Origin of the sequence: Pseudomonas brassicacearum (genome assembly GCF_000585995.1) — a bacterium.
Classification (GTDB): domain Bacteria; phylum Pseudomonadota; class Gammaproteobacteria; order Pseudomonadales; family Pseudomonadaceae; genus Aquipseudomonas; species Aquipseudomonas brassicacearum_A.
In genome coordinates, this window is record NZ_CP007410.1 from 6,313,844 (window position 1) to 6,335,885 (window position 22,042).

22 protein-coding genes and 1 other RNA gene are annotated in these 22,042 nt (G+C 61.3%); 10 read left to right on the top strand and 13 right to left on the bottom strand.

Annotated elements, in window-relative coordinates:
- Positions 1 to 150: 150 nt before the first annotated feature.
- From CD58_RS27250 to argE, 3 genes are all read right to left on the bottom strand, one after another.
- A complete protein-coding gene (locus tag CD58_RS27250; RefSeq protein WP_025216031.1) occupies positions 151 to 1,476 on the bottom strand; it encodes an OprD family outer membrane porin in 1,326 nt (441 codons plus the stop codon).
- A gap of 474 nt (positions 1,477 to 1,950) precedes the next feature.
- Positions 1,951 to 3,249, bottom strand: a complete 1,299-nt coding sequence (argA, locus tag CD58_RS27255; protein WP_025216032.1) for an amino-acid N-acetyltransferase — start codon at positions 3,247 to 3,249, stop codon at positions 1,951 to 1,953.
- A gap of 133 nt (positions 3,250 to 3,382) precedes the next feature.
- Entirely contained in the window at positions 3,383 to 4,540 is a 1,158-nt protein-coding gene (gene argE / locus CD58_RS27260) for an acetylornithine deacetylase (protein WP_025216033.1), read from the bottom strand.
- 158 nt (positions 4,541 to 4,698) lie between these two features.
- On the opposite strand from argE, the gene CD58_RS27265 reads away from it, so the two are divergent.
- The gene (locus CD58_RS27265; protein WP_025216034.1) at positions 4,699 to 6,066 is read left to right on the top strand and encodes an inorganic triphosphatase; all 1,368 of its coding nucleotides are present in this window, start codon (positions 4,699 to 4,701) and stop codon (positions 6,064 to 6,066) included.
- A 141-nt stretch (positions 6,067 to 6,207) separates the two neighbouring features.
- On the opposite strand, the gene CD58_RS27270 is transcribed toward CD58_RS27265, so the two are convergent.
- Positions 6,208 to 6,678 carry an Lrp/AsnC family transcriptional regulator gene (locus CD58_RS27270; protein ID WP_025216035.1) on the bottom strand — a complete coding sequence of 157 codons (471 nt, stop codon included), beginning with the start codon at positions 6,676 to 6,678 and terminating at the stop codon, positions 6,208 to 6,210.
- Positions 6,679 to 6,803: 125 nt separating this feature from the next.
- Between CD58_RS27270 and CD58_RS27275 the strand changes: the two genes are divergently transcribed.
- The 5 genes from CD58_RS27275 (at position 6,804) to CD58_RS27295 (ending at position 10,954) form a co-directional block, all read left to right on the top strand.
- Positions 6,804 to 7,142 (top strand): hypothetical protein, encoded by a 339-nt coding sequence (locus CD58_RS27275; RefSeq protein ID WP_025216036.1) that lies wholly within the window; start codon positions 6,804 to 6,806, stop codon positions 7,140 to 7,142.
- Between the two features lie 145 nt (positions 7,143 to 7,287).
- A complete protein-coding gene (locus tag CD58_RS27280; protein ID WP_025216037.1) occupies positions 7,288 to 9,072 on the top strand; it encodes a GspE/PulE family protein in 1,785 nt (594 codons plus the stop codon).
- Between the two features lie 116 nt (positions 9,073 to 9,188).
- On the top strand, positions 9,189 to 10,109 hold the full coding sequence (locus tag CD58_RS27285; protein WP_025216038.1) for an SPFH domain-containing protein: 921 nt from the start codon (positions 9,189 to 9,191) through the stop codon (positions 10,107 to 10,109).
- A gap of 9 nt (positions 10,110 to 10,118) precedes the next feature.
- Positions 10,119 to 10,568, top strand: a complete 450-nt coding sequence (locus tag CD58_RS27290; protein WP_025216039.1) for an NfeD family protein — start codon at positions 10,119 to 10,121, stop codon at positions 10,566 to 10,568.
- Positions 10,569 to 10,633: 65 nt separating this feature from the next.
- The gene (locus CD58_RS27295; RefSeq protein ID WP_170846005.1) at positions 10,634 to 10,954 is read left to right on the top strand and encodes a DUF2388 domain-containing protein; all 321 of its coding nucleotides are present in this window, start codon (positions 10,634 to 10,636) and stop codon (positions 10,952 to 10,954) included.
- Positions 10,955 to 11,133: 179 nt separating this feature from the next.
- On the opposite strand, the gene gcvH is transcribed toward CD58_RS27295, so the two are convergent.
- The 8 genes from gcvH to CD58_RS27335 form a co-directional block, all read right to left on the bottom strand.
- Positions 11,134 to 11,517: a glycine cleavage system protein GcvH gene (gcvH, locus tag CD58_RS27300; protein WP_025216040.1), complete on the bottom strand. Its 384-nt coding sequence runs from the start codon at positions 11,515 to 11,517 to the stop codon at positions 11,134 to 11,136.
- A gap of 52 nt (positions 11,518 to 11,569) precedes the next feature.
- A complete protein-coding gene (gene gcvT, locus CD58_RS27305) occupies positions 11,570 to 12,652 on the bottom strand; it encodes a glycine cleavage system aminomethyltransferase GcvT (protein WP_025216041.1) in 1,083 nt (360 codons plus the stop codon).
- 156 nt (positions 12,653 to 12,808) lie between these two features.
- A complete protein-coding gene (locus tag CD58_RS27310) occupies positions 12,809 to 14,425 on the bottom strand; it encodes an ABC transporter permease (RefSeq protein WP_025216042.1) in 1,617 nt (538 codons plus the stop codon).
- Between the two features lie 218 nt (positions 14,426 to 14,643).
- Positions 14,644 to 15,648 carry an extracellular solute-binding protein gene (locus CD58_RS27315; protein WP_025216043.1) on the bottom strand — a complete coding sequence of 335 codons (1,005 nt, stop codon included), beginning with the start codon at positions 15,646 to 15,648 and terminating at the stop codon, positions 14,644 to 14,646.
- A gap of 107 nt (positions 15,649 to 15,755) precedes the next feature.
- Positions 15,756 to 16,973, bottom strand: a complete 1,218-nt coding sequence (locus tag CD58_RS27320) for a 2-octaprenyl-3-methyl-6-methoxy-1,4-benzoquinol hydroxylase (protein ID WP_200868936.1) — start codon at positions 16,971 to 16,973, stop codon at positions 15,756 to 15,758.
- A 79-nt stretch (positions 16,974 to 17,052) separates the two neighbouring features.
- Positions 17,053 to 18,240: a 2-octaprenyl-6-methoxyphenyl hydroxylase gene (ubiH, locus tag CD58_RS27325; protein ID WP_025216045.1), complete on the bottom strand. Its 1,188-nt coding sequence runs from the start codon at positions 18,238 to 18,240 to the stop codon at positions 17,053 to 17,055.
- A complete protein-coding gene (gene pepP / locus CD58_RS27330) occupies positions 18,237 to 19,571 on the bottom strand; it encodes a Xaa-Pro aminopeptidase (RefSeq protein ID WP_025216046.1) in 1,335 nt (444 codons plus the stop codon). Before pepP ends, ubiH begins: the two co-directional genes overlap by 4 nt.
- 27 nt (positions 19,572 to 19,598) lie before the next feature.
- Positions 19,599 to 20,153: a YecA family protein gene (locus CD58_RS27335; RefSeq protein WP_025216047.1), complete on the bottom strand. Its 555-nt coding sequence runs from the start codon at positions 20,151 to 20,153 to the stop codon at positions 19,599 to 19,601.
- A 130-nt stretch (positions 20,154 to 20,283) separates the two neighbouring features.
- On the opposite strand from CD58_RS27335, the gene CD58_RS27340 reads away from it, so the two are divergent.
- From CD58_RS27340 to CD58_RS27350, 4 genes are all read left to right on the top strand, one after another.
- On the top strand, positions 20,284 to 20,493 hold the full coding sequence (locus tag CD58_RS27340) for a TIGR02449 family protein (RefSeq protein ID WP_025216048.1): 210 nt from the start codon (positions 20,284 to 20,286) through the stop codon (positions 20,491 to 20,493).
- Positions 20,490 to 20,807, top strand: a complete 318-nt coding sequence (locus CD58_RS27345) for a cell division protein ZapA (protein WP_003177364.1) — start codon at positions 20,490 to 20,492, stop codon at positions 20,805 to 20,807. The genes CD58_RS27340 and CD58_RS27345 overlap by 4 nt, the downstream gene beginning before the upstream one ends.
- Before the next feature lie 30 nt (positions 20,808 to 20,837).
- Positions 20,838 to 21,017, top strand: a non-coding RNA gene (gene ssrS, locus CD58_RS29665) — 6S RNA.
- 117 nt (positions 21,018 to 21,134) lie between these two features.
- Positions 21,135 to 21,740, top strand: coding sequence for a 5-formyltetrahydrofolate cyclo-ligase (locus CD58_RS27350; protein ID WP_025216049.1), 606 nt, complete (start codon positions 21,135 to 21,137; stop codon positions 21,738 to 21,740).
- Between the two features lie 39 nt (positions 21,741 to 21,779).
- Here the strand turns inward: CD58_RS27350 and CD58_RS31315 are convergent, their stop codons facing one another.
- Entirely contained in the window at positions 21,780 to 21,926 is a 147-nt protein-coding gene (locus tag CD58_RS31315) for a hypothetical protein (protein ID WP_200868897.1), read from the bottom strand.
- Positions 21,927 to 22,042: the final 116 nt, after the last annotated feature.

Below are 22,042 nucleotides of genomic sequence, written 5' to 3' on the forward strand. Positions count from 1 at the left end.
GCCCAAGATCGTCAGCGAGGTTCGAGAAGGCCTCGAGTTGCTGAAAGAGGAGTAGTTTCGGCGAAGGCTACAGGGGTGGGCCTGACCCGAAAACGTAAAAGCCCCGCCCGGCGTGATGCCGGGCGGGGCTTTTTTTTACTTTTCTACGTCTTACATGAAGTTGTAAGTGTAGTTAAAGATCAGGCGGGTCTGATCCTGGCTGGCGATACCAGTGCCGCTACCACGGTAGGTGCCGTGACGCAGGGTAGTGCCAAAGCCTTTCAACGGACCTTGCTGCACGACGTAGTCCAAGCGCATGTCGCGTTCCCACTCGGACGAATCGCTTCCGCCAGTGGCAGACTTGATGTCATCGCCGTGCAGGTAGGCAATCGCAGCCTTCAGGCCTGGAGCACCCAGGGCGGTGAAGTCGTAGGAGTATTGGCCGAAGGTGGTGTTTTCACCGGCACGGACAAATGCGTTGATCATGCTGTCGGTGAACAGGTAGAAGCTCGAACCACCCGCCCCTTCGTTACGGCCGGCGTCATTGAGCAGGCTGCCCTGGTTGAGGTAGACAAAGCCACCGTCATCGCCAACTTGCTGGTGACCCAACAGGAAGGCGCTGCCGCCCAGGGTGTAAGTGAACATGGCGCTCCAGGTCTTGTTATCGACCTCGCCCGGGTTCTTGGCATAACCACCGTTGTTGTTGAAGCGATAGCCAGCATCGCCGTTACGACCATCCGAGCTGCTGTCGAAGTAGCGCAGATCAGTTTTGAACGACTGGCCTTCACTGATCGGGAAAACATGTACGGCACCCAGGAAGTGCTGTTTGTAATAGTCTTGCAGGTTGGCGTAGTAGTACTGCAGGGTCAGGTCTTTGGTGACTTTCCAATCAGCACCACCGTAACGGAACTGGTTGCTTTCCTCGGTACCGCCGTTCACTGCCAGGCCAGTGCTGTTACTCCCCGCACGGCCAACAGCGTGTTCCAGCTGACCGGCGTTGAAGGTCACGCCGTCGATTTCCTTCGAAGTGATGGTGCCACCTTCGAAGGTTTGCGGCAGCAGACGGCCATCACTGGCGACCAGGATCGGCAGGTTAGGTGCAAGGGCGCCGCCCAAGTGAGCCTCGGTCTTCGAGAAAAGCGCCTTTACGTTGCCAGACAGACGACTCCAGTTGTGTACAGCCGAACCGTCGGTGTCACTTGGAACAAAGGAGTTGTTGTCCGGGTGATGGCCTCTACCACCATCGAGGTGAATACCGACCAAGGCCTGGGCATCGATACCAAAACCAACAACGCCTTGGGTGAAACCGGACTTGTAGTCGAACTTCAGGCCAGTGGCCGTCTCACGCTGGTCGGAACCGCCTTCGCGGTTATCGTTATCAAAATACAGCGTACGGGAACTGACAGACGCCTTGCTGTCTTCGATAAAACCGGCGGCGCCTGCTTGCTGCGCCAAAACCCCAACGGCCACAGCCAGTGCCAAGGTGGACTTGTTCATGCTTCGCTCCTCTCGTTTTCTAATTCTTGTGTATCTATGGCTCCGGATCGAACGCCCGGAATCCGCGGATGCGCGATTAGCGCCAGACCGTGACTGACAAGTCAATCGTAACCATTTGTGACTACGACTATGGTCTAACCCCTGCTACATCGGCCCGCAGGATAATGGATTCTTTATAATTCCAAAAAGAATTGTTTCAATAGTTTTCAGCTCGTTTCGACATATGAGTGCCATCACAGCACCATCAGGCCGTGATATGACTTATCGGCGACGCAGGAAATTACTGAATGATGATTCGTCGGGGATTCACGAGCCCTGCGAATTCTTGGCGGCGAGATCTGTTTGCGCGCCTCCTGCGCCTTCGATTCCTGTTCAAGACAGCGCGCGCATGCCGCGATCTTGACGTGTTCCAGACTAGCCGCTCATTGTCTGAAATCAAGAAGATCGCGACAGCGCGAATTTGCCGCAGGCCGTCTACAAGGATTTTTCGAAGATTTTCGAATTGCGCTGATAGTTGTAGAGCGACGCTCGCGCTGCCGGCAACCGGTCGACGCTGCTGGGCTCGAAGCCCCGCTCACGGAACCAGTGGGCGGTACGGGTGGTGAGCACGAACAGGGTCTTGAGCCCCTTGGCGCGGGCCCGGGCTTCGATCCGCTCCAGCAGTTCGTCGCCGCGCCCACCGTGGCGGTATTCCGGATTCACCGCCAGGCAGGCCAGCTCCCCGGCGTCCGAATCGGCGATCTGGTACAGCGCCGCGCAGGCGATGATCATGCCTTCGCGCTCGACCACGCTGAATTGTTCGATCTCACGTTCCAGCACTTCGCGGGAGCGACGCACCAGAATTCCCTGCTCTTCCAGCGGGCTGATCAGGTCCAGCAAACCACCGACGTCTTCGATGGCCGCTTCGCGTACGACTTCGAATTGTTCCTGGGCCACCAGCGTACCGCTGCCATCGCGCGTGAACAGCTCGGCCAGCAACGCACCGTTTTCGACATAACTGACGATATGGCTGCGTGCTACACCGCCACGACAGGCCTGGGCCGCTGCATCCAGCAGCTCGGCCTGATAGTCGCTGCCCAGGCGCTGTATATGGGCCGGCACCTGTTGCGGGCGCAACTCGCGCACCAGCCTGCCGTCTTCGCCGATCAACCCCTGCTCGGTGCCGAAGAGCAGCAGTTTGTCGGCGGCCAGGTCGATGGCCGCCCGGGTGGCGACGTCTTCACAGGCGAGGTTGAAAATTTCCCCGGTGGGCGAATAACCCAACGGCGACAGCAGCACGATGGAGCGCTCATCCAGCAGCCGATTGATGCCTTTGCGATCGACCCGGCGGACTTCGCCGGTGTGGTGATAATCCACGCCTTCCAGCACGCCAATGGGCCGCGCGGTGACCAGGTTGCCACTGGCGACGCGCAGCCGCGAACCCTGCATCGGAGAGGACGCCATGTCCATGGACAGGCGGGCCTCGATGGCGATGCGCAACTGGCCGACAGCATCGATCACGCACTCGAGGGTCGCGGCATCGGTGATGCGCATGCCGTGGTGGTAATGCGGCGTCAGGCCCCGCGCGGCGAGGCGTGTTTCGATCTGCGGGCGCGAGCCATGGACCAGCACCAGACGCACGCCAAGGCTGTGCAAGAGCACCAGGTCATGGACGATGTTGCCGAAGTTAGGATGCTCCACCCCGTCGCCGGGCAGCATGACGATAAAGGTGCAGTCGCGGTGGGCGTTGATGTAGGGCGAAGCGTGACGAAGCCAATTGACATATTCGGGCATGAACCTGGACCTGTAATAAATAACAGCCGAAATAAAGACGACACAGAACGCACAGCAGGCTGGTGGTTATCGTCGGAACAGGCTTGGCGACACGCGCGCTCTCCTCATGAATACGGGCCCGGATGCGGGCAATTTAACCGGCCGTGGCCGGCGTCAGGCAGTAATGCCCGATCAACTGCCGCAGCAATTGCACGGTAGGTTGCAAACGTGACATTTCAAGGTACTCACCCGGTTGGTGGGCGCAGGCGATATCGCCAGGACCGAGTACCAGGGTTTCGCAGCCAAGGCGCTGAAGATAAGGCGCTTCGGTGCCGAACGCCACTGCTTCGGCACGATGCCCCGTGAGTCGCTCGGCCACGCGCACCAGCTCGCAGTCCTCGGCCTGCTCGAACGGCGGCACCTCGGGGAACAGCGGCGCATAGTCAATCTTGACCTTGTGCCGCTCGGCGATGGGGTTGAGCTTCTGCTGGATCGCCGCCCGCAGCACTTGCGGGTCCATGCCCGGCAAGGGGCGCAGGTCGAATTCCATGGAGCACTGGCCGCAGATCCGATTGGGATTGTCACCACCGTGGATGCAGCCGAAGTTCAGGGTCGGTTGTGGCACCGTGAACTGCGGGTTGCGGAACTCACGCTGCCATTGCAGACGCAGGCCGCGCAGTTCGCCCATGGCATCGTGCATGGCTTCGAGGGCGCTGTGGCCCAGGCTCGGATCAGAGGAATGGCCGCTGCGCCCGAGAATATCGATGCGCTCCATCATCACGCCTTTATGCAGGCGAATCGGCCTGAGGCCGGTCGGCTCGCCGATCACCGCCGCACGCCCCAATGGCCGTCCGGCATCGGCCAGGGCCCGGGCGCCGGCCATGGAGCTCTCTTCGTCGCAGGTGGCGAGGATCAGCAGCGGCTGCTTGAACGGCTGGTCCAGCAAGGGCTTGACCGCTTCGATGGCCAAGGCGAAAAAACCTTTCATGTCGCAGCTGCCCAGGCCCACCCAGCGGCCATCGACCTCGGTGAGTTTCAGCGGATCGGTCTGCCACAACGCACCGTCGAACGGCACCGTGTCGCTGTGCCCGGCCAACACCAGGCCACCGGGGCCGCTGCCGAAACTGGCCAGCAGGTTGAATTTTCCGGGGCTGACCTGCTGGATATCGCAGGAGAACCCAAGGTCGCCGAGCCAACCCGCCAGCAGCTCGATCACGGCACTGTTGGACTGGTCCAGCCCAGGCTGGGTACAGCTGACCGAAGGTGCGGCGATCAGGGCAGCGAACTGATCTTTCATGGACGGCAAAGGCATCGCTGACTCCGGGCTTACAAATTGACGTCCATCATAGAACCATCCGGCGCAAGGAATAAACCGTCGCGGCGCGTAGGATGAGCGAGTCCTGTACACTGCACGGCCTTGGCAGCCACACCTTCCCCCGGCTGCACACCCGATCCCTGGATTTTCCGGCCATGCAGAAAGAAACCGAAATCAAACTCCGCGTCAGCCGCGAGACCCTGGCAGCCCTGCGCGAGCACCCGCTGCTGAAAAAACGCAACAAAAGTGGCTGGGAACGCCATGAACTGATGAACCAGTATTTCGACACCCCAGAGCGTGACCTGGCCCGGGCCAAGGTCGCCCTGCGCCTGCGTCGTGACGGGGAAGAGGTGATCCAGACCCTCAAGACCCGCGGCCAGAGCATCGCCGGCCTGTCCGAGCGCAACGAGTACGACTGGCACCTGCCCAAAGCCAAGCTTGACCTGAAAAAACTCGACGGCGAATGCTGGCCCGAGGCGTTGGCCGACCTGGACAAGAAAACCCTCAAGGCCATCTTCACCACCGATTTCGTCCGCGAACGCGCCGAAATCGCCTGGGGTCGTGGCAAGAGCAAAGTCGTGATCGAAGCCGCGCTGGATCTGGGCTATGTCGTGGTCGGCAAGCAGAAGGAAGAAATCTGCGAGCTGGAGTTGGAGCTGCGTGAAGGCGAGCCCGCCGCCCTGCTGGAACTGGCCGCCGAGCTGGCCGTAACCCTGCCTTTAATGCCTTGCGACATCAGCAAGGCCGAACGCGGCTATCGCCTGCACGACGCGGGCAGTTATGCCTTGAGCCTGCCAGCCCCGCAATTGACCGCCGAAATGCCACTGGACGACGCCTTCGCCGCGCTGAGCTGGCATTTGCTGGGCAGCAGCCAGCGCCTGGCCGAGCAATATCGCTTCAACGGCCACTGGCGCCTGCTGCAGGACTGGGTGGAAAACCTCGCCGAACTGCGTGCCCTGCTCAGCAGCCTCGGCCAGGCCGCACCGCGCCAATCGACGCATGACTTGCGCATCGCCCTGGACGCGTTGCTGGAAGACTGGCGCCCGCTGGTCCAGGCTGGCCTGGACGACGAAGACGTCCGCAAGGCAGCGCCGGAGCAGTTCCTCGAGGAGCTGCAAGACCCGCGCTGGGGCCTGTTCTCCCTCAACACTTCACGCTGGCTGCTGGCCCGTAGCTGGGCCACTGACCGCAACACCCGTGGCAACCGCCAGGGGGCGGCGCAACTGGGCAGCTGGCTGCCGCGTCTGCTGGGCGAAGAATCCACGTCCCTGCAATTGCAGCGCTATCAGCAACAGCCGGAAGACCTGGCCGAGCAACTGCCGCGCATCGAACGCATCCAGGCCTGGCTGCACCATGCCCGCCATGTGCTGGAGATCCCGGAAATGGATCGCCTCTATGGCGAGCTGAACAAACTGACACAACTGGCGAACGAACCGATCACCGACGAAATCCTGGATGCGCGCAAGCAGCAGGCGATCGCGGTGTATCAGAATCGGGCTTGGAAGACTTTGCTGCGCCTGTAACCTGGCGGCGCCTCTCATATCGCCATCGCGAGCAAGCTCGCTCCCACAAGGTTCAGCGTTGTAATCACATCTTGTGACCGCTGAAGATCAACTGTGGGAGCGAGCTTGCTCGCGATGGGGCCAGCACATCCTCCACAGAACTCAGCGCACCACCGGCAAACTCGTCGTCGACTTGATCTCCGAAAGCGCCACGATCGAGTTCACTTCCTGAATCCCCGGCACCATCGACAGTTTTTCGAAAAAAAACCGCTCATAAGCCTCGATGTCCGCCGTGACGATGCGCAACAGAAAATCCACCGATCCCATCAACACGTAACACTCCAACACTTCAGGGAAACCGCGGATCGCCTCCGTGAACTCGGTGAAGTTCGACCGGCCGTGGGCGTTGAGTTTGATTTCGGCGAAGATCTGCGTATTGAGGCCGATTTTCTTGCGGTCCAGCAACGTCACCTGGCCGCGGATGATGCCCTCCTCCTTCATCCGCTGAATCCGTCGCCAGCACGGCGATTGGGACAACCCCACCTGTTCGGCGATCTGCGCGCTGGACAACGAAGCGTCCTCTTGCAGCAGCGCCAGTATCTTGCGGTCGTAGTGATCCAGTTCGCTCTGCATTGATAAACCTCAAATAACCTGATCAGAGAATCAAGCAATTCGTATGAATCTTTAAAACGCTTATATTAGATAAGAAATACCCCGCGACGCATGTAAATATTTCTCCCGACCGCAGGAGATCAAACATGCCCCCATTCGAAGCCGTCGCCACTGCCCCGAGCCGCGCCGACGTCTGGCACAGCGCCAATACTCATTGCCGTGCCCAGTACCATTTACTGGCCGAAGCCGAACCGGATCTGCTGTGCCGGGCGCTGAACCTGTTTGCCCTTCAGGGACTGACGCCGCAGCAAGTGCACGTCGAACGTCAGCACGATCTGCTGTCGATGGAGATCGTCGTGGACCGGCTGAGCTGGCACCGTGCCCAGGTCATCGCTGAAAAATTGCGTAACCTGGTCAGCGTGTGTTCAGTGGACCTGCAAGACCTTGATATTGCGCGGGTTGAGCCGATCCAGGCGGCGGGCTGAGCGCCACAAGGCAAGAATTCGAAACGCATTGGTCGGGTAGTGGCCCAACGATCCATGTGGTCAGGACTATTCTTTTGCAGACCAAGCCAAGACGCCGAAGCGTCTGTATCGCGGCTTTGCTGCAATTGTCCAATAGGAAACCCGCATGTCCACCAAACACGCCACTCAGGACCGCTGGCTGGACCTCAACGATCTGCTGCGCCAACTGGTCGCCCAGGGCTTCATCAGCCAGGACTGCGCCGAGACCGCGCTCAATGCCCGCCGACGCCACAGCGCCCATGCCCAGTTGCACCCACTGGAGTTCATCGCCAACCAGCATCTGGACGACCTCAGCCGCCCCGGCAAGCGCCTGGATCTGGAGAGCCTGACCCTGTGGCTGTCCCAACAGGCCGGGCAACCCTACATGCGTATCGACCCGCTGAAAATCAACGTGGCGGCCATCACGCCACTGATGTCCTATGCCTTTGCGCAGCGGCACAAGATTCTCGCGGTGGCAGTCGACCGCGACGCCGTCACTGTCGCCAGCGCCCAGCCCTATGTCAGCAGTTGGGAAGCGGACCTGACCCACGTGCTCAAGTTGCCCATCCAGCGGGTGGTCGCCAATCCGGTGGATATCCAGCGCCTGAGCGTGGAGTTCTATCGCCTGGCCAAATCGGTCAGCGGCGCCAATACGGTCGACCAGCAACCGAGCAACCTGAGCAATTTCGAACAGTTGCTCAATCTGGGCGCCAGCGACCAGGAGCCGGACGCCAACGACGCCCATATCGTCAATATTGTCGACTGGCTGTTCCAGTACGCCTTCCAGCAGCGCGCCAGCGATATCCACATCGAACCGCGTCGCGAACAGGGCACGGTGCGGTTTCGCATCGACGGGGTGCTGCACACCGTCTATCAGTTCCCACCGCAGGTGACGATGGCGATCATCAGCCGCCTCAAGAGCCTGGGGCGTATGAACGTGGCGGAAAAGCGCAAACCCCAGGACGGTCGGGTCAAGACCAAGACCCCGGATGGCGGCGAAGTGGAACTGCGCTTGTCGACCTTGCCAACGGCGTTTGGCGAAAAAATGGTCATGCGGATCTTCGACCCGGAAGTGCTGCTCAAGGACTTCGACCAGCTCGGTTTCTCCGCCGACGACTTGCGCCGCTGGCAGGACATGACTCGCCAGCCCAACGGCATCATCCTGGTGACCGGGCCGACCGGTTCCGGCAAAACCACCACCCTCTACACCACCCTCAAGAAACTGGCGACGTCGGAGGTGAACCTCTGCACCATTGAAGACCCGATTGAAATGGTCGAAGGCTCCTTCAACCAGATGCAAGTCCAGCACAACATCGACCTGACCTTCGCTGCCGGCGTACGCGCGCTGATGCGACAAGACCCGGACATCATCATGATCGGTGAGATCCGCGACCTGGAAACCGCTGAAATGGCGATCCAGGCAGCACTTACCGGGCACCTTGTGCTCTCGACCCTGCACACCAACGATGCGCCGAGCGCCATCAGCCGCCTGCTGGAACTCGGCGTGCCCCATTACCTGATCAAGGCCACGGTGCTCGGGGTCATGGCCCAGCGCCTGGTGCGCACGCTCTGCCCGCACTGCAAGGCGCCCCTGACCCTGGACGAAGACGACTGGCAAACCCTGACCCGGCCCTGGCAGGCGCCGCTGCCAGGCAATGCCCAACAGGCCGTCGGCTGCCTGGAGTGCCGCGACACCGGCTATCGCGGCCGGGCCGGGGTCTACGAAATCATGCAGCTGACCGACAGCGTCAAGGCATTGATCCATCCCGACACTGACCTGCTGGCGGTGCGCCGCCAGGCGTTCAAGGAAGGCATGCGCAGCCTGCGGCTTTCGGGGGCACAAAAGGTGGCGGCGGGCTTGACCACCGTTGAGGAAGTCCTGCGCGTGACACCGCAAAGCGAACAGAAGTAGCAGTCTGGAGGCCGGAAAACTCCCACAAATAAACCGGAAAGGTCCATAGGGAAGATAACGACCGCTTGCCCTACACTCAGGGCTCGCCAATCATTTCAATCGAACAGGGAACAGTCATGCAGATCGGTAGCGTACTTTTACTTTTTGTCGGCCTCGTGGTCGCCATCCTGTTCATGGGTTTCAAGGTCGTGCCCCAGGGCTACCAATGGACCGTCGAGCGGTTCGGTCGCTACACCAACACGCTCAAGCCGGGCCTGAACATCATCATCCCGGTGATGGATCGTATCGGTCGCAAGATCAACGTCATGGAAAGCGTGCTGGACATCCCGCCCCAGGAAGTCATCACCGCCGACAATGCCACGGTGCAGATCGACGCCGTGTGCTTCTTCCAAGTGGTCAATACGGCCCAGGCGGCCTACGAGGTCAACAACCTCGAACACGCCATCCGCAACCTGCTGCAAACCAACATCCGCACCGTACTGGGATCCATGGAGCTGGACGCGATGCTGAGCCAACGCGACGGTATCAATGAAAAGCTGCTGCGCACGGTCGATGAAGCCACAGCACCGTGGGGCATCAAGATCACCCGGATCGAGATCAAGGACATCAGCCCGCCGGCCGACCTGATGGCCGCCATGTCGGGGCAGATGAAAGCCGAACGCATCAAGCGCGCCCAGATCCTGGAAGCCGAGGGCCTGCGAGCGTCGGCGATTCTCACCGCCGAAGGCAAGAAGCAGGCGCAAATCCTTGAGGCCGAGGGCAGCCGCCAGGCCGCATTCCTTGAGTCCGAAGCCCGTGAGCGCCAGGCAGAAGCCGAGGCCCTGGCCACCAAGGTGGTGTCCCAGGCGATTGCCGACGGTAACGTCCAGGCCGTGAACTACTTCGTTGCGCAAAAATACATCGATGCCTTGGGCCGCCTGGCCTCGGCCAACAACAGCAAGGTGATCCTCATGCCGCTGGAAGCCAGCCAGGTCATCGGTGCCGTCGGCGGCATCGGGGAGATCGTCAAGGCCACTTTCGACAGCAAGAAAGCCTGAGGCGCCTGTATGTGGATGTTCCTGCAACACATGTCCTACTGGGACTGGCTGGCGTTGGGCGTCATCCTGCTGATCCTGGAGGTGTTCGGCGCCGGCGGCTACTTGCTGTGGATCGGCATGGCCGCTGCTGCGGTGGGCGTCTTGACCTTCATCCTGCCGCAGATGTCGTGGGAGATGCAGTTCCTGTTGTTCGGTCTGTTTGCCATCGCGACAGCGCTGTACTGGTGGCGACGCCAGCGCAGCGCCGTTCGCGAAAGCGATCAGCCGCACCTGAACCTGCGCGGGCAGGAGCTGATCGGCAAGGTGTTCCAGGTTCATGAAGCAATTATCGATGGACGTGGCAAGATCAAGGTTGCCGACGGTGTGTGGTTGGCCAAAGGGCCCGAGTCGGCGGTTGGCACACGGGTCAGGGTGGTGGCGCAGGAAGGTGCGGTGCTGCAGGTGGAACGGGCTGACTGATCAGTCATGGAACTGAATCGAGGCGCAGGCTATCCAACGTTATAGTTAACCCAGTGGAGTCACCTATCATGCGTCTCAAACTTGCTGTCGCTACCCTAGCCTTGCTGTCTCTTCCTGTTGGCTCGGCAATGGCCGACACGTTTTGGCGTAACGTCATCTCATCCGGTGCGACCACCGGTTCCACCTACCTGACCTTCAAGGATCATAAGCTGATCGTCGCCGCCCAGGACGACGCCGGCAGCTTCGTCGCCAGTGATGGCGGTATCCGTGGCCCTTACCTGGAAGCAGCGATGCAGAAAGTGCGCGCCGACAACCCAGGCCTGCAGGCCACCGACATGGAGCTGGCCAACGCGATCCTGGCGAAAAACGCCGTCGCCCAGGACTGATTCCAGGCTACGAAAAATGCCGCTCGATTGAGCGGCATTTTTTTGCCCGGTGAAAATCCCAAGGCTATCCCCACCCCTGTGGGAGCGAGCTTGCTCGCGATAGCGGAGTGTCAGCCTACATCAATGCTGCTGATCTAACGCTATCGCGAGCAAGCTCGCTCCCACAGGTGCAGTCGTCCTTATTCGCCGATGGCAGCCTTGTAACCCGCAGCGTCCAGCAACTTGTCCAGTTCAGACTTGTCGCTTGGCTTGAGCTTGAAGATCCAGGCGCCGTACGGATCGGAGTTCAGCGACTCAGGCGAACCGCTCAGCTCTTCATTGACCGCAATCACTTCACCCGCAATCGGGGAGTAGATGTCGGAAGCAGCTTTGACCGACTCCACCACACCGGCTTGGTCACCTGCGGCAAAACTCTTACCGACCTCAGTCAGTTCGACAAATACCACATCACCCAAAGCTTCCTGCGCGTGGTCACTGATGCCCACGGTGACGGTACCGTCGGCTTCCAGACGCGCCCACTCATGGCTTTCGGCAAAACGCAGTTCGGCAGGGATATCACTCATATTCTGTGTCCTCAAGAGAAAGTGTCAGCGGCCAGCGGCCTGCCGCAAAAGGTTAGATCAGGGTTTTGCCATGGCGGACGAAGGTCGGTTTGACCACCCGTACCGGGTACCACTTACCACGAATTTCTACCTCGGCACGGTCGGCGGTCGCCATCGGAACACGTGCCAAGGCAATCGACTTGCTAAGCGTAGGAGAAAAACTACCACTGGTGATCTCCCCTTCGCCAACATTGGCGATGCGAACCACCTGATGGGCGCGCAAAACGCCGCGCTCCTCCAACACCAGGCCCACCAGTTTTTGCTGCACGCCACCCGCAAGCTCGGCTTCCAGCGCACTGCGACCGATGAACTGGCGGCTCGCCGGGTCCCAGGCGATGCTCCAGGCCATGTTGGAGGCCAGCGGGGAAACATCCTGGTGGATGTCCTGACCATAGAGGTTCATGCCGGCCTCCAGGCGCAAGGTATCGCGGGCGCCGAGGCCGATGGGAGAAATGCCGGCCCCCACCAGGTCGTTGAAAAAGCTCGGGGCTTCGTGGGCGGGCAGGACAATTTCCAGCCCGTCTTCACCGGTGTAACCGGTACGGGCGATGAACCAGTCACCGTCGGCACGGCCTTCGAAGGGTTTAAGCTGCTGGATCAACTGGCCGCGCGCTTGCGTGACCAGCTCGGCGATCTTGTGCCGGGCCTGGGGGCCCTGGATTGCCAGCATCGCCAGTTCGGGACGTTCGCGCAGTTGCACATCGTACTCACCCAACTGCGCCTGCATCCAGGCCAGGTCCTGATCGCGGGTCGAGGCATTGAAGACCAGGCGATAACCGTCTTCGACCCGGTAGATGATCATGTCGTCGACGATGCCGCCGCGCTCGTTAAGCATGGTGCTGTACAAGGCACGTCCTGTGTCCTGCAAGCGATCGACGTCATTGGCCAGCAAACGCTGTAGCCAGGCCTTGGCCTGGGGACCGGCGACATCGATCACGGTCATGTGGGATACATCAAACACCCCGCAGTCACGACGCACCTGATGGTGCTCCTCGACCTGCGAACCATAATGCAAAGGCATATCCCAACCGCCAAAATCGACCATCTTCGCGCCAAGGGCGAGATGAAGGTCATACAGAGGCGTACGCTGTCCCATGGGTTTCTCCTTCCGGGCTTGGCGAAGGTGCGGACGGGCACTGCACAGCGTAAACACCTTGGAAAAAGGAGTTTTCAGCCGCTCTCAGCTACCCGGTCCGACAGACGGACCGCACCGAATGCCGCGCATTGTAGCCGCATGATGTAGGACTGACACCTAGCTGTTTCGATGGGCCGAACGCCGTATCAATCCGATGACCGGCAATAGGCCCACCAGCACCAGGGTCAGCGCCGGTAATGCGGCCCGTGCCCACTCCCCTTCGCTGGTCATTTCGAAGATTCGCACCGCCAGCGTGTCCCAGCCGAACGGGCGCATCAGCAAGGTCGCGGGCATTTCCTTGAGCACATCGACGAACACCAGCAACGCCGCACTCAAGGTGCCGGGCAGCAGCAACGGCAGATACACTTTGAAAAACAGTCGTGGCCCACTGACGCCAAGACTGCGTGCTGCTTCGGGTAACGACGGGCGGATTCGCGCCAGACTGCTTTCCAACGGACCGTACGCCACGGCCAGAAAGCGCACCAGATACGCCAGCAACAGCGCCGACAGGCTACCCAGCAGCAACGGCTTGCCGGCACTGCCGAGTGCGGTTGACAGCGGGATGACCAGCTCGCGGTCCAGATAGCTGAACGCGAGCATGATCGACACCGCCAACACCGAACCGGGCAAGGCATAGCCAAGATTCGCCAGGCCGACACCGGCGCGAATGGTACGGGTGGGTGCCAGTCGTCGGGCGAACGCCAGCAGTAAAGCAACGCAAACGGTGACCAGCGCCGCCAGGCCGCCCAAATAGAGGGTGTGGACGATCAGCCCGGCATAACGCTCGTCCAGATCAAAACGCCCGCGCTGCCAGAACCACACCAGCAACTGCAGCATCGGAATGACAAACGCGCAGGCGAACACCAAAAAGCACCAGCCGCTGGCCGCCATCGCCTTGAAGCCGCGCAACCGGTACAAAGCCTTGACTCGAGGTCGCTCGTTGCCGGTCCGCTGGGCGCCTCGGGCGCGGCGTTCGCCGTAGAGCACCAGCATTACCGCCAGCAAGAGCAGGCTGGCCAGTTGGGCGGCACTGGAGAGGCTGAAGAAGCCATACCAGGTCTTGTAGATCGCCGTGGTGAACGTGTCGAAGTTGAACACCGACACCGCGCCGAAATCCGCCAGGGTTTCCATCAGCGCCAGCGCTACGCCCGCACCGACGGCTGGCCGGGCCATCGGCAGCGCCACTCGCCAGAATGCCTGCCACGGCGATTGCCCGAGCACCCGGGCCGCCTCCATCAAGCCTTTGCCCTGGGCCAGGAAAGCACTTCGCGCCAGCAGATAAACGTAAGGGTAAAAGACCAGGACCAGGACCAGGATCACCCCGCCGGTGGAACGGACCCGAGGCAGGCGCAGGCCGCTGCCGAACCATTCACGCATCAACGTTTGCACCGGCCCGGCAAAATCCAGCAGGCCAACGAAAACAAACGCCAATACGTAAGCGGGAATCGCAAACGGCAGCATCAACGCCCAGTCGAGCCAACGCCGACCGGGGAACTCACAAAGACTGGTGAGCCAGGCCAGGCTGACCCCCAACAACGTCACCCCCACCCCCACACCCAGGATCAGCGTCAGGGTGTTACCCAGCAGACGCGGCATCTGGGTGTCCCACAGATGGGACCAGATCTGCTGGTCGATGCTCTGCCAGGACAACAGCATGACACTCAAGGGCAACAAGACCAGCGCGGCGACGGCGAAGACCAGGGGGTACCAGCGGCGTTGGACGGGGTGGGTCAAGAGGAGCTCTCGTTCAAGTGATGGTGCCCACGCTACATGTGACAGGTGTCATTGCTGACAGATAACAGCCCCTGTGGCGAGGGAGCTTGCTCCCGCTGGGCTACGAAGTAGCCCTGATTTTGGATCATGGCCCTTCAGGTAAATCCTGCAGATGTTCTGGGAGGGCTTCGCCCTCCAGCGGGAGCAAGCTCCCTCGCCACAAAAGCCTTGGCCAACGCTTAGTTCCAGCCAGCCCGATCCATCAAGCGAATCGCTTCAGCCTGGCGTTTACCCGCCACTTCCACCGGCAAGGTGTCGGCCTTGAACTTGCCCCAGGCCGCCACTTCCTTGGAGGGTTCCACTTTCGGATTGGCCGGGAACTCCTGGTTCACGTCGGCGAAAATACTCTGGGCTTCAGGCGTGGTCATCCACTCCACCAGTTTCTTCGCAGCCTCTGGATGCGGCGCGTGCTTGGTCAGGCCGATGCCCGAGAGATTGATGTGCACGCCACGGTCGGCCTGGTTCGGCCAGAACAGCTTGACCCTCAGGTCCGGCTTCTGCTGGTGCAGGCGGCCGTAGTAGTAAGTGTTGACGATGCCGACGTCACACTGCCCGGCGTTGATCGCCTCAAGCAACGCGGTGTCGTCGGAGAACACATCGGTGGACAGGTTCCTGACCCAGCCCTTGACGATTTCCTCGGTTTTTTCCGCGCCGTGGGTCTCGATCAAGGTAGCGGTCAGGGACTGGTTATAGACCTTCTTGGAAGTACGCAGGCACAGGCGGCCTTCCCATTCATTGCCCGCCAGGGCTTCGTAGGTGGTCAGTTCGCCAGGTTTGACCCGATCGGTGGAGTAGGCAATGGTCCGCGCCCGCAGGCTCAAGCCCGTCCAGGCGTGGGAAGCGGCACGGTATTGAGGCGGGATGTTGGCATCGATCACCGGGGAAGTGAACGGCTGGAGAATGCCCATCTGCTCGGCCTGCCAGAGGTTGCCGGCGTCGACGGTGAGCAGCAGGTCAGCGGTGGCGTTTTCGCCTTCGGCCTTGATCCGCTGCATCAGCGGCGCCTCCTTGTCGGTGATGAACTTCACCGACACGCCGGTTTTCTTGGTATAGGCATCGAAGACCGGTTTGATCAACTCATCGATACGTGAGGAGTAGACCACCACCTCATCGGCGGCCTGGGCGGCGGTAGCGCCGATCAGGGTCAAGGCGAGGGCGGACAGCAAGCGCTTGGAAGCCAACATGGGAGCGGTCTCTCGATGTTTGAACGAGCGCAAATGATAAGGACTCACATTTGGCATCACAATCGAACAGTTGCCAGACACATTTCCAAATGTTGCACAAAAAGAAATCAGGCCTTGGCCAACGCCGGCAAATCCCCAATCAACCCCAGCGCCTCGCGCACGAACAGCGCCTTGGCCTCGGGTAGGCTGTCCACCAGTTTCAGCCCGGTATTACGCAACCAACGCACCGGCAATGGATCGGCTTGGAACAACCGTTCGAAACCTTCCATCGCCGCCATCAACGCCAGGTTATGGGGCATGCGTCGCCGCTCATAACGGCTCAACACCTTCACGTCCGCCAGGCGCTCGCCGCGCCCGGCCGCCTGCAACAGCACTTCGGCCAGCACGGCGGCGTCGAGGAAACCCAGGTTGACTCCCTGCCCGGCCAACGGATGAATGGTATGGGCTGCATCGCCGATCAGCGCCAGCCCTTCGGCCACGTAGCGCTTGGCGTGACGTTGGCGCAGCGGTACGCACAGGCGTGGATCGACGCTGAGCACCGTGCCGAGCTGGCCTTCGAATGCTCGTTCCAGTTCGCTGCAGAACTCACTGTCATCGAGCGCCATCAAGCGCTGCGCCTCGCCCGGCGTGGTGGACCAGACGATCGAACACCAGTCGTGCTGGCCGTCGCGTTCCAGCGGCAGGAACGCCAGCGGACCGTTATCGGTGAAGCGCTGCCATGCCGTCATTCGGTGCGGGCGGGCGCTGCGCACGCTGGTGACGATGGCGTGATGCAGGTAATCCCATTCTCGCGTGGCGACGCCCGTCAGGCGGCGCACGGCGGAATTCGCGCCGTCGGCGGCGATGACCAGGGGCGCTCGCAACGTGCGGCCATCGGCCAGGGTCAGCAGCCAGTCATCGCCAGAGCGGCGCATCTGTTCCAGTCGAGCGTTGGCCAACAAACCGAGGTCGCAGTCATGCAGTCGGTCCAGCAAGGCGTCCTGCACGACGCGATTCTCAACGATGTGCCCGAGCACCTCGGCATGCAGGCTGGCGGCCGAGAAATGGATCTGCCCGGTGCCGCTGCCGTCCCAGACGTGCATGTCAGCATAGGGACTGGCGCGCCGGGCGGTAATACCGTCCCAGACACCCAGGCGATCGAGGATCCGCTGGCTGGCCGTCGACAAGGCACTGACCCGCGGCTCGAACGCGGCCTGGGGATCGAAGGGTTTGACGCTCATCGGGCTGCCGTCGAGCAACAGCACTTGCAGGCCACTGCCCTGCAACGCCAGCGCCAGGGCGCTGCCGACCATTCCGGCGCCGACAATCAGCAGATCTGCACGCAATTCCATGCTTTAAGCCTGTTTTGCTGGCGACATGAGCCGCCCATGAAAAGATTGACCCGCCCCAGACCGCACCCGGACCTTACACATCGGGACGCGTCCCCAGGCCCATGGCCTGGCGGGCGAACCAGCGCTTGGCCGGCGGCAACAGGTCGAGGCCCAGCAGGCCGAGGTTGCGGCCCAGGGACACCAGCGGCAGGTTGCTGCTGAACAGGCGCGTGACCTGGTCGGAAAACCCCACGGTCAGGGCCTGATCCATTCGCTGACGCTCGCGATAGGCTTGCAGCACGGCAAAATCGCCAGGCTCACCCTCACTGTCGAGCAAGGCATCGGCCAGGGCCTGGGCGTCGCGCAGGGACAGGTTGAACCCCTGCCCGGCAATCGGATGCAGGCTGTGGGCGGCGTTGCCCAGGATCGCCAGGTGCGGGCGTACCTGTTCTTCGGCCTCTATCAGCGCCAACGGATACAGATGCCGCGCCCCCACCTGTTTCAGGGTACCCAGGCGATAACCGAACACGCCCTGCAACTCATTGAGGAAACTGCGCTCGTCGAGGGCCGCCAGCCGTTGCGCGTCCATGCCCTGTCGGGTCCAGACCAGCGCGCAGCGATTCTCCGGCAGTGGCAACAAGGCCATCGGGCCGTCATCGGTAAAGCGCTCGAAGGCCACGCCATTGTGGGCTTCGCTGGGCGTGACGTTGGCGATCAACGCGCTCTGGTCATAAGGTCGATTGCGCACACCGATGCCTAGTTGCTCGCGCAGGCCGGAGCGGCCCCCATCAGCCAGTACGGCAAGGTCGCATTCCAGGAGGGTTTCATCGTCGAGGGTCAGGCGATAACCGTCGACCAGTGGTTCCATTCGGGTGACTTGCGCCGGGCAGCGCCAACTGACCACTTCTTTGTCCAGGCCTTGCCACAGGCACTGGCCGAGCCAGGCGTTTTCCACCACGTAGCCCAGGGCCGGAACCCCCTCTTCCATGGCCGACAAGCGTGCCGTGGAAAACCGCCCGCGATCAGACACGTGAATCTGCTTGATCGGTTCGGCGCGACGGGAAATTTCCTGCCAGACACCCAAGCGTTGATAAATCTGCCGGGCACCGTAGGACAACGCCGAGGATCGGGCATCGTAGCTTGGCTGCCAGGCGTCGCCGGGAGCGAAGGGCTCGATCAGCATGATCTTCCAGCCCCGGGCCTTGGCGCCAGCTTGCAAGGCCAGCGCCAGGCTGGCGCCGACCAGGCCGCCGCCGATGATCGCCAGGTTGACCCGGCTCATGCCGCTTGAGTCCGTGCGGCGGCCATCAGGGCCTCGATGTCGGCGACCGTTTTCGGCACGCCGTGGCTCAAGATTTCACAACCGGTTTTGGTCACTACCACGTCATCCTCGATGCGCACGCCAATGCCGCGCCATTTTTTCGCGACGCTGCGGTCGTTCGGGCTGATGTAGATGCCCGGCTCCACCGTCAGCGTCATGCCGACCTCCAGGACCCGCCACTCGCCGCCGACCCGGTATTCGCCCACGTCATGCACATCCATGCCCAGCCAGTGGCCGGCGCGGTGCATGTAAAAGGCCCGGTAGGCTTCGCTGGCGATCAGCGCGTCTACCTCGCCTTGCAGCAAGCCCAGGCGCACCAGGCCTTCGGTAATGACCCGGACCGTCGCTTCATGGGCCTGGTTCCAGTGTTTGTCCGGCGCAATCTCGGCAAAAGCGGCTTCCTGGGCCGCCAGCACCACTTCGTAGATCGCTTTCTGTTCCGGCGAATACTTACCGCTGACCGGCCAGGTACGGGTGATGTCACTGGCGTAGCAGTCGATTTCACAACCGGCGTCGATCAACACCAGGTCGCCGTCCTTGAGCAGCGCGTCGTTCTGCTGGTAGTGCAGGATGCAGCTGTTGCGCCCCGCCGCGACGATTGAGCCATAGGCCGGCATTTTCGCTCCGCCCTTGCGGAACTCATAATCCAGCTCGGCTTCCAGGCTGAACTCATGCAGCCCCGGACGCGCAGCCTGCATCGCTCGGATATGGGCCTGGGCGGATATCCGTGCCGCTTCGCGCATCACTTTCACCTCTGCCGCCGATTTATACAGGCGCATATCGTGCAGCAAGTGATCCAGGGCAACGAATTCGTTCGGCGGCTGGGCGCCAAGGTGGGCCTTGGAGCGAATCACGTTGATCCACTCCATCAAGTGCCGATCGAATTCCGGGTTGCTGCCCATGGCCGAATACACCCGGTCACGGCCCTCGATCAGGCCCGGCAGGATGTCGTCGATGTCGGTGATGGGGAATGCGTCGTCGGCGCCGTAGTCACGAATCGCCCCTTCCTGGCCGGCCCGCAGGCCGTCCCACAGTTCGCGCTCGGCGTTGCGCTCGCGACAGAACAGGATGTATTCGCCGTGGGCCCGGCCGGGCATCAGCACCAGCACCGCTTGCGGCTCGGGGAAGCCGCTGAGGTATTGGAAGTCGCTGTCCTGGCGGTACACATGCTCGACGTCGCGGTTGCGGATCGCAACGGCGGCGGCGGGCAGGATTGCGATGCTGTTGGGTTCCATCTGCGCCATCAAGGCCTTGCGGCGACGGCTGTATTCCGATTTCGGGATATGAATCATAGGCAGACGGTGTTCCCTTTCAAGCGATCAGTGCAAAGACGGCTTGGTGGCCGCTGCATCGGTTTTCTTGGTCTCGGTGAACAGCAGCAATGGTGCGACCCGCAGGTACTCCATCACTTCCATATAGTCGCTTTCGCCGTCATCGGATTCTTCCAGGGCATCCTGGACCTGAGAGATCGCAGCCAAGTCTTGCAACACTTCCTTGGCCTCGTCGCTCAACGCATATTCACGGCGGGTCAGGCCAAAGCCGGCGAGGAAGCCCTGGCACCACTGGCCCAGCGCGGCGGCGCGGTCGGCCAACGGTGCATCATCGGTGGGCAACAGCAGAACGACGGTCATGTCGTCGCTGGTCAACTCGCCCTTGACCATTTCCTGCAGCCCGATCAGGGCATTGCGAACATTGTCCGCCGGCTCGCCTTCAAGCAGCTCGGCGGCGTCGGCCAACCAGCCGTCGGCCTCGAAACCGGCACCGGCGCAACTGCGGCCGAGCAACAGGCCATGCAGTTCAGCAGGCGAGACAGGATGGCCACTGGTGCTCAGCAGGGTGGCGAAAGCTTGATACGGAGAATTCTGAATGGGCATGGGCAGCTAGGCGCCAGACGGCGCTATGTCTAGAATGGAGGCCTTGTATCCTACATCGACAGACTCGCCAAGACCATTAAAGGCTGTGCGACCCCCGATCCCCCATCAGACACAATCTTCAGTGGACACAATGGAAGACAACGACCTGCAAGCGCTGATGGCCAGACTCGAATTGCTAATTGACCGGGTCGAGCAACTTAAGAGCCAAAACGGACTCCTATTAGCTCAGGAAAAAACCTGGCGCGAGGAACGCGCGCACCTCATTGAAAAAAACGAAATCGCCCGGCGTAAGGTCGAATCGATGATTTCGCGCCTCAAGGCCCTGGAGCAAGACTCATGAGTTCAAGCAATAGCGTTACCGTGCAGATCCTCGATAAAGAATATTCGATCATCTGCCCCCAGGAAGAGCGGAGCAACCTGGTGAGCGCCGCCCGCTACCTGGACGGCAAGATGCGCGAGATCCGCAGCAGCGGCAAAGTCATCGGCGCCGACCGCATCGCCGTGATGGCTGCCTTGAACATTACCCACGATCTGCTGCATCGCCAGGATACGCCTGACCTGCAGGTCAGCGGCTCGACCCGTGAACAGGTGCGCGACCTGCTCGATCGGGTGGATCTGGTGCTGGCCACCGATCCAGACGTCAGCAAGGGCTGATTCGCGAAGCTGCCTGGGGTATACTCGCCTCACTCCCTGGGGTGCTTGCCAGTTGGTGATGTCCCTGAGCCGATACGCACAACCATGGGGGTTGCACGTTGGGGCCGGTGTGCATGTCCGCTTGACGGAAAGCCTTAACGCCCCCTGCAACTTCCACCTTGAACTTTCGGGTTCAAGGGCTAAGCCGACAGCGGTTCATCCGGGGAGCCTGATTTCAAACAATGCCAGTCCAGGTGGACTGGCATTGTTGTTTGTGGCGCCGGCATTTCTGAGCGCCCGGTTTTGCGGTTACGCTGTGCTGCCATCGCCACTGCGTGAAACCTCGACATGACCGAACCTGCGCTGCTGCCTCGCCCGCAACTTCGACGCCTGCTGCGCCAGGCCCGTCGCGCCCTGACACCCGCCCAGCAACGGCAAGCCGCCCACGGGCTCTACAAGCAATTGGCCCAGCACCCGCTGTTTCGCCGCGCCCGACACATCGCCCTGTACCTGCCCAACGATGGCGAGATCGACCCACGCCTGTTGCTGCGCGCCGCCCAGCGCCGAGGCAAGGCCACTTATCTGCCGGTGCTCAGCCCGTGGCCGCAGACCAAGATGGTTTTTCAACGCATCCACCCAGGCGAAAAAATGCAGCCCAACCGCTTTCGTATTCCTGAACCGCGCCAGAACATCGCCCGGCAACGCAAGGTCTGGACACTGGACCTGGTGTTGTTGCCGTTGGTCGGGTTCGATGATGCCGGAGGCCGGCTGGGCATGGGGGGTGGCTTCTATGACCGCAGCCTGGCGTACCTGGGACGACGCAAGCAATGGCGCAAGCCAACGCTGCTGGGTCTGGCCCATGAATGTCAGAAAGTCGAACGATTGGCGCAGGCCAGCTGGGATGTACCGCTACAGGGAACGGTCAGCGACAGGCATTGGTATTTGGCGCAATAGACAGACGCCGCGAAAATCAGCGGCGTCAGGAGGACAGGCTCAGCGTTTGATCGATGGCGCAGGTTGAGTGATGTCCACCGGCGCGTCGGTCTTGTTGGACCATAAACTCTGGGCATAACCGGTGGTCACGACCCCCAGGCCGAACAGAATGACTAAGATCCACAACAAATCCGGTTTGCGTTTCATCGATTGCCCCCCTCAAGGCAGATCACACACGATGACAGCAGCGGTTTTCTTATTGGCCGTGCAGCAGCGTCAAGCTTGGAAGGCCGGCATTTTGCGGCAACCTGACCCGACACGCA

Excerpts from the sequence above, each read along its gene's own strand:
- CD58_RS27250 (WP_025216031.1), bottom strand. The coding sequence starts at position 1,476 with ATGAACAAGTCCACCTTGGCACTGGCTGTGGCCGTTGGGGTTTTGGCG.
- argA (WP_025216032.1), bottom strand. The coding sequence starts at position 3,249 with ATGCCCGAATATGTCAATTGGCTTCGTCACGCTTCGCCCTACATCAAC.
- argE (WP_025216033.1), bottom strand. The coding sequence starts at position 4,540 with ATGCCTTTGCCGTCCATGAAAGATCAGTTCGCTGCCCTGATCGCCGCA.
- CD58_RS27265 (WP_025216034.1), top strand. The coding sequence starts at position 4,699 with ATGCAGAAAGAAACCGAAATCAAACTCCGCGTCAGCCGCGAGACCCTG.
- CD58_RS27270 (WP_025216035.1), bottom strand. The coding sequence starts at position 6,678 with ATGCAGAGCGAACTGGATCACTACGACCGCAAGATACTGGCGCTGCTG.
- CD58_RS27275 (WP_025216036.1), top strand. The coding sequence starts at position 6,804 with ATGCCCCCATTCGAAGCCGTCGCCACTGCCCCGAGCCGCGCCGACGTC.
- CD58_RS27280 (WP_025216037.1), top strand. The coding sequence starts at position 7,288 with ATGTCCACCAAACACGCCACTCAGGACCGCTGGCTGGACCTCAACGAT.
- CD58_RS27285 (WP_025216038.1), top strand. The coding sequence starts at position 9,189 with ATGCAGATCGGTAGCGTACTTTTACTTTTTGTCGGCCTCGTGGTCGCC.
- CD58_RS27290 (WP_025216039.1), top strand. The coding sequence starts at position 10,119 with ATGTGGATGTTCCTGCAACACATGTCCTACTGGGACTGGCTGGCGTTG.
- gcvH (WP_025216040.1), bottom strand. The coding sequence starts at position 11,517 with ATGAGTGATATCCCTGCCGAACTGCGTTTTGCCGAAAGCCATGAGTGG.
- gcvT (WP_025216041.1), bottom strand. The coding sequence starts at position 12,652 with ATGGGACAGCGTACGCCTCTGTATGACCTTCATCTCGCCCTTGGCGCG.
- CD58_RS27315 (WP_025216043.1), bottom strand. The coding sequence starts at position 15,648 with ATGTTGGCTTCCAAGCGCTTGCTGTCCGCCCTCGCCTTGACCCTGATC.
- ubiH (WP_025216045.1), bottom strand. The coding sequence starts at position 18,240 with ATGAGCCGGGTCAACCTGGCGATCATCGGCGGCGGCCTGGTCGGCGCC.
- pepP (WP_025216046.1), bottom strand. The coding sequence starts at position 19,571 with ATGATTCATATCCCGAAATCGGAATACAGCCGTCGCCGCAAGGCCTTG.
- CD58_RS27335 (WP_025216047.1), bottom strand. The coding sequence starts at position 20,153 with ATGCCCATTCAGAATTCTCCGTATCAAGCTTTCGCCACCCTGCTGAGC.
- CD58_RS27340 (WP_025216048.1), top strand. The coding sequence starts at position 20,284 with ATGGAAGACAACGACCTGCAAGCGCTGATGGCCAGACTCGAATTGCTA.
- CD58_RS27345 (WP_003177364.1), top strand. The coding sequence starts at position 20,490 with ATGAGTTCAAGCAATAGCGTTACCGTGCAGATCCTCGATAAAGAATAT.
- CD58_RS27350 (WP_025216049.1), top strand. The coding sequence starts at position 21,135 with ATGACCGAACCTGCGCTGCTGCCTCGCCCGCAACTTCGACGCCTGCTG.
- CD58_RS31315 (WP_200868897.1), bottom strand. The coding sequence starts at position 21,926 with ATGAAACGCAAACCGGATTTGTTGTGGATCTTAGTCATTCTGTTCGGC.